Below are 6996 nucleotides of genomic sequence, written 5' to 3'. Positions count from 1 at the left end.
TCTCCTAATATTTTGTTTAACTTATCCTCCATCGAGGCAATTCGTTGGTCAACTGGATGTTCAGCTAGTTGTTTAGGTACCGTACTAAGCTCTTCTTGAGGCATGATTGCATAATCTATTAATTATCCAACCTTAAGTATTGTTAATTTTTAGAGTAGCATAAATAAGCTTTATATAAAAATTTCCATAAACACCCCCTCAAATGCTTCTTATCATGACCAAGGATGCAGTGATTTAAAGCCGAATTAGGCATAGGCTGTAATATAGGTATAGTTATTTAATTAAATTGGCATAATAAGGCTAATAGGCTGTAATAGTATTATTATGTGCCATCTACCTCAAATAAAATGGATATAGCAAATTCATAGATTTTAAAAAAGTTTTTATCAGATGATATTAAATAATAGTACTGTCTTTACCTCCAACGATGTATGGGCGGCTTCAATGTCTTACCACGATCTATAAGATTTTGTAGCAAAAAGCTTAAGAGATTTTAGAATATAAAAGTAATAAACATTTATATCGTAATACTACCCTCATTTACATAAACAAATTTGATTCTAGCTTACTTTAAAACCTATTCTCTTTGCAATTTTTGCTACACAAGATCGTCAGAATTTCAATACCTTGCTGGATTTATATGATGCGGCCTCAGATATATGAAATTTATTGACAGCTTGTGATTTATCAAGATCTGCTATTGTTTTTGAAACTTTTAGCAATTTATTCATTCCCCTCATTGAGAGAGAAAATTTTACAACCATTTCTTTTAGAATTTTTTCAGCATCATAGTCTAATTTAATGAATTTCCTTATATTCTCCCCATCTAGTTGAGAATTTTTAGATATACCAACATCTTGATATCTTTTTGCTTGAATTTCTGAAGCTTCTTCAACTCTTTGTAATACGATAGCAGAAGGCTCAGAGCTTTGGGCAAAATCACTTTTTGATATTAAAGAGGCCGTATCTTGTATGAAAATTTGTATATCAAACCTATCATATATAGGGCCTGAGATCTTACCTTGATAATCTGTTGCGCATCTTGGCATTTTATTGCAAGTATTATCTGAAAATCCATAGTAACCGCATTTACATGGGTTCATAGCGGCTATTAATTGGAAATCAGCAGGATATGTTATATGGTTATGAACTCTTGAGATTGTTATTACCTTATCTTCTATTGGCTGGCGCATTGCATCTATGATAAATCTAGGAAATTCAGGCAACTCATCCATAAATAATATACCAAGATGAGCCATTGTAATTTCACCGGGTTTTGCATTTCTTCCACCACCCATCATAGAGGCTAAAGAAGCTGAACTATGTGGGGTTCTGAACGGTCTTTCATTAACCAAAAACCCTTCCCTCATTTCACCTGCAAGGCTAGAAATTATACTAAGCTCAAGCTTCTCTTTACTAGAGAGTTGTGGGCTAATTCCTATTAATCTCTTAGCAAGGGTAGATTTTCCAGAGCCTGGAGGGCCTATCATTAGCATATGATGCCTACCGGCTGCCGCAACTTCTAAAGCTCTTTTGGATTCTTCCTGCCCTATAACATCAGCCAGATCCGGAAGTGGTTTCCTTTCTGGTGCATTCTGTGGTAGCTCTGCTTTTTCCATAGCTTTTGAGCCTTTAAAATGAGAAATAACATCTATTAATTTAGCGGCCAATAGTATTAAATCATTTCCAGACCAAGAAGCCTCTGGTCCATTTTCTTTAGGGCATATTAACCCTAATTTTTCTTCAGAAGCCTTAATAGCGGCAGGAAGTATACCATTTACCTTTATTACACTTGCATCTAATGATAGCTCTCCCATTACCATCATAGAATCTACTTCTTCTTGTGGTACAATTTCCATTTCTGTAAGTAGCGCTACAGCAATTGCAAGATCGAAGTGACTACCCTCCTTAGTGATATCTGCAGGCGCGAGATTTATCGTTATTCTTTTATTTGGAAACGCAAGGCCTATAGTAGAAAAGGCGGCTCTTATTCTCTCTTTAGATTCGGCTATAGCTTTGTTTGCAAGCCCAACTATGTTGAATGCAACAAGCCCAGAAGAGATCTGAGCTTGTACCTCTATTATTTGTGGCTCTATTCCGCAAAATGAGACTGTCAAAACTTTAGATACCAATCTGACGATACTATAATATTTTTATATGTAGATATATCTAAAGTATTTAATGCAATAAAGCAATTTATTACATTATCACAATATTTTATGGCGCAATAAAGACGGCAATACAATGTATCTCAAACTTAAGCTAAAGTAGCTAAATCTTCACAACTAGATTTATCTAATAGAGAACACAAAGCTCCTATTTCTTCCTTCCCTCAGGCTCTTTACTGTTGTCTCGTCTGTCTACTACATTTCCAGCCCATGTGGCAGCGGCCCACGATGCAGCACCATCTGTAGGATTTTGGCTGCTAGTAGATGCTTGAGATATTGGATCCATAGTTTCCAGTGATTTAATCAAGGCCTCCGTTTTGCTTTTAAATACATCCATATTAGTATACTTCGTGAAATAAATTGACATAGATTTAGACAGTATTTTCATTAAGTTCAAACAGCGGTCTGCCAAATTTTTTATTTCCCCTGGTTCCTTTCCATTAAAATTAATATCAATAGCTTCTGGAAGATTTGTTACTATTTTCTGCTCATTAACTTTTAATAAGTTATCGTTAATCTTTATATCGAAATTTTCCATTGCATTACTCAGTTCCACTATGAACTTTGCCAATAGACAATGACTCCAGAAATCAGACACCGCCTTACAGCACTGATCCAACAATTCATCAGTATTTTCGTATTGTTTGTCCTCATTGAGTGAGCATTTTGACTTTTGTATAGTTTCTAACATATGATCTCTGAGTAGCGGGTTAGTGGTTGTTGTAGCATATTTTTGCTCTATTGCATTTATCCATTTACGTGGAGCAGGTAATATATCTGCCACTTTCACTCGCACTCTCAATTGCGAATAAGTATCACGATATTTCAGATACCCTTCTGTAAGACTTTGTATAATCCGATTTTTCTTCAGTCTCGCTTTATCTATTGGAGCTTGTTCATCCCAACTCGCCTTTAATTCTTCTAGAGCCTTGCTCCACATTTTATTCATCTCATTTAGTAATGCTTCTTTTATTTTTTCCTTTATGCGTTCAGCATCCTCGGTTCCTGTAAGCCTTTCTGCATCTTTATTATCACTCAAGGCGAGTATTTGATAAAAGATCTCAGATAATGCAACCCTCTCTGCTTCAGCCTTCAGGGCTGCAGCTTCTGCTTCTGCAACCCTTGCTGCTTCAACCTTCAGGGCCGCAGCCCTCGCTTCTGCGGCCTTTTCTGTTTCTGCAACCCTCTCTGCTTCTGCGGCCCTCTCTGCTTCTGCAGCCCTTGCTGCTTGCCTTTCCTTTATTTTATCACTTTCCATTCGTACTTTCCATTCGTTTTTGCTCTTTGATGGCCTCATCGTATTGACCTCCTATTACACTACCATCTATAGCAGTGCCCTTAGTTAACTTTTTCTCAATATCTGAAAAAAATATCTTAAACTGCCCACGTACCTCACCATGGACATTAATTTTATCTAATGCGCCCTTTCTATTTTTACCATCTTTTTTGGCACCAAGGAGCTGATCAAGAATACTTTGCGCCCCGCTATTCATTCCCAATAATACAGCTTCTATATCTTTAAAAGATGCTCTATTAGTATTGCGATAATCATGAAAATTACTTCCATCAGCATTCAATTTGTTTCTTGTTTCCGTTAATGCATTTAGAAAGGCTGGAAATCCACTGAGTTGTGCATCAAACTCCCCGCTCACTAAACCCTCTTCATTTATTTTCAAATCAACTCCTACAATTTTGGCAATCTCTACTAGTGGTAAGAGTTTCATAGCACCTTTTAGTAAAGCCTTATTAAAGTTATCTATACAAGGTTGGGCTTTGCTATTACAAGCTACAACATCATTTGCTAATGTTTTAGATCCTGTTTTAGATCCTGTTTTAGATCCTGCTTTAGATCCTGCTTTAGATCCTGCTTTAGGTAATATCTTTTCTGTAAAATCTTGAAAAGCACTTTGTCGTATATATAAACTCGTTAATATTCTTTCTAACTCGGCATCCATCGAGGTTATTATTGGTTGTGTAGATGGTTGTTTAGGTACCGTACTAAGCTCTTCTTGACGCATGATTGCATAATCTATTAATTATCCAACCTTAAGTATTGTTAATTTTTAGAGTAGCATAAAGGAGTTTTATATAAAAATTGCCATAAACACCCCCTCAAATGCTTCTTATCATGACCAAGGATGCAGTGATTTAAAGCTGAATTAGGCATAGGCTGTAATATACGTATAGTTATTTAAGTTAAATTATCATAATAAGGATAATAGGCTGTAATAGTATTATTATGTGCCATCTACCTCAAATAAAACGGATATGTTTTGCTATCTGGCTTTAAGTAAACTCTGTTTATTGAATTCTGTTTATCAAATCCAATCTGATTCTTTGTTAAATATTCCAAAGCAGTGTGCGTACTTACTCTTTTGTGATGCTAATAACTCATTTCCTTAGATGTTTTTCCCCTAAAAACTCTATAAGCAAATACTGTATACCCTAATAGGAATGGAAGCACTATGACTACGCCTATAAAAGTCGCTGTTAGTGACTCAGTACTTGCAGCTACTTCCCAAATAGTCCACTTACCTGGTACCATATAAGGGAAAAAATTCCATGCCGCCCCATTAAAACATAAGAAAAATATTAATGCAGCAACGATAATTGGCAGTTCGTGTAGCTTACCGCCAAAATCTTCTATCTTTAACAAAAACTTGCGTAGATATAGCATAGCAAGCGCAGAAAGCACAAGCATAGGAAGAAATAGGAAAAACCCATGAGAAGAAAACCATGATCTATATACATACTCACTAACTAACGGTGTTATAATAGAGACCATAATCATGCATATAAGCACAACCAATAAAAGCTTCCTGCATAAGGCCACGGATTCTTTGAATAAATCACCCTCCATCTTCAATATTAACCAGCAGCTTCCTAACAGGCTGTAACCTATAGGGAGCAAAAGCGCAATAAGAATGCTAAATGCATATGATACATAACTTTCTTCAAACGCCATTATGTACTTACCTAGCATATAGCCCTGAGCAGCACTTGTTAGTAAAGAGCCCAAAGAGAATACAATATCCCAAGTTTTCTTATATGCAGAGTGAACTTTTACTCTAAAATCAAATGCAACACCCCTGAATATCAACCCTATAATCATCACAAATGTTGGGAGATAAAGCTGCGCCATTATGTATCCTTGAGCAAAAGGGAAGGCAACAAGCACTATACCAACCGCTAAAACCAACCAAGTTTCATTCGCATCCCAAAAAGGCCCTATAGATAAAACCATCAAGTCACGATGTTTTTGTTTTTTATTTAAACCAACAAGAATTCCAACCCCTAAATCGTAACCATCAAGTATAACATATACTAAAACGGCAACACCAAGTAGTATTGCAAAGATCAAGGGGAGAAAATAGTCCATACCCAAAAACACTAATAAACAACATCGATACTAGCCCTGGTTTCTTTTACCTGTATTGGAATTTCCATCTCTTCCATACTTTGCAATAGATTCTAGAGCTCTCCTTTTGGCCATATAAAATATTGTAGAGATATATAGAGCTATAAGCAAGACGTACACAACTAAGTATCCAACTAAAGTGCTAAAAACAGCACCACCGCCTACCGCCTGTGTTACCGCATCTTTAGTTCTTAAAATTCCATTAACTAAGTAAGGTTGCCTACCAACTTCTGTCACATACCAGCCAGATATTGTTGCTATAGAACCTGAAAATGTCATAGCAACTAGTATGATATTGAAAAATTTATTTGTTATTTTATTTTCTCTCCATAGCTTATAACTTGCAAACCATGATACAGCTAGCATCAAAAATCCTATACCAACCATGACTCTAAACAGATAAAAAATCATCATAACTGGCGGATGCTCACCCTCAAACTCATTTAATCCCTTTATTTCACCATCCCAACTATGGGTCAGTAATAAGCTCCCCATCTTTGGTAACTTCACCTCAAAGTGATTTTTTCTCTCTTTTTCATCTGGTATAGCAAACAGCAAAAACGGAACACTACTCTCTGTTTCCCAAATTCCCTCTATTGCTGCTACTACTTGCGGTCTATGATCTAGTAAATTAAGACCTAAAATATCACCTGAAAATATATGCACAGGAACGAGTATTGCTGCAACATACATAGAAAACTTTAAGGATATCATATCAGATCTATCACCTTTAAGATATTTGTATGCACATATGCCAGCTACCAAAAAGCTGCTAGTTACAAAAGATGCAAGAATCATATGAGTGAACCTTGCCAGCATAGAAGGATTAAATACTATCTCAAACCAATTCTTAGGATGCACAACACCTTCTATGATTTCATACCCTGCAGGAGTATGCATCCATGAATTCAATGCTAGAATCCAGAAAGCCGAAAGCATTGTCCCAAGAGCAACAAGTACTATGGAAAGGTTATGGAGCCAATTTGAAACTCTATTAGTCCCAAACAACATTATTCCAAGAAAAGTAGCCTCCATGAAAAATGCTGTTAATACCTCATATCCAAGTAATGGACCCGCCACATTACCTACCTTTTCCATGAATCCAGGCCAATTGGTACCAAACTGAAATGACATTGTAATCCCACTTACAACCCCAAGTGCAAACGAAAGGGCAAAGATTTTTACCCAAAACTTATATGCATCCAACCATCTTTGATCATTAGTGGAATTGTATTTCAGTTTAAAAAAGAGTAAAAACCAAGCTAGGGATATAGTAAAAGTTGGAAATAAAATGTGAAAAGTTATATTTGCTGCAAATTGTATCCTAGATAACATGAGAGCATCCATGATTACCAATAATAAAAAAACCCCAGAACAACTGAATTATAGACTAATAGTTACTTGTATTGC

The 6996-nt window shown here is 36.0% G+C and carries 5 protein-coding genes; all 5 read right to left on the bottom strand.

Annotated elements, in window-relative coordinates:
• Positions 1–611: 611 nt before the first annotated feature.
• The 5 genes from Cyrtocomes_RS01090 to Cyrtocomes_RS01070 all read right to left on the bottom strand — a co-directional run bounded on the left by Cyrtocomes_RS01090 (position 612) and on the right by Cyrtocomes_RS01070 (position 6921).
• On the bottom strand, positions 612–2117 hold the full coding sequence (locus tag Cyrtocomes_RS01090) for a YifB family Mg chelatase-like AAA ATPase (protein ID WP_322497369.1): 1506 nt from the start codon (positions 2115–2117) through the stop codon (positions 612–614).
• 199 nt (positions 2118–2316) lie between these two features.
• Positions 2317–3465, bottom strand: a complete 1149-nt coding sequence (locus Cyrtocomes_RS01085; protein ID WP_322497368.1) for a hypothetical protein — start codon at positions 3463–3465, stop codon at positions 2317–2319.
• Positions 3416–4186, bottom strand: coding sequence for a hypothetical protein (locus tag Cyrtocomes_RS01080; protein ID WP_322497367.1), 771 nt, complete (start codon positions 4184–4186; stop codon positions 3416–3418). Before Cyrtocomes_RS01080 ends, Cyrtocomes_RS01085 begins: the two co-directional genes overlap by 50 nt.
• 365 nt (positions 4187–4551) lie before the next feature.
• Positions 4552–5547, bottom strand: a complete 996-nt coding sequence (locus tag Cyrtocomes_RS01075; protein WP_322497366.1) for a cytochrome d ubiquinol oxidase subunit II — start codon at positions 5545–5547, stop codon at positions 4552–4554.
• A gap of 30 nt (positions 5548–5577) precedes the next feature.
• Positions 5578–6921: a cytochrome ubiquinol oxidase subunit I gene (locus tag Cyrtocomes_RS01070; protein ID WP_322497365.1), complete on the bottom strand. Its 1344-nt coding sequence runs from the start codon at positions 6919–6921 to the stop codon at positions 5578–5580.
• Between the last annotated feature and the right edge of the window lie 75 nt (positions 6922–6996).

The organism is Candidatus Cyrtobacter comes (assembly GCF_034470605.1).
GTDB lineage: Bacteria > Pseudomonadota > Alphaproteobacteria > Rickettsiales > Midichloriaceae > Cyrtobacter > Cyrtobacter comes.
Note: the sequence above shows the minus strand (reverse complement) of the source record. Positions and strands in the feature narration are given on the sequence as shown.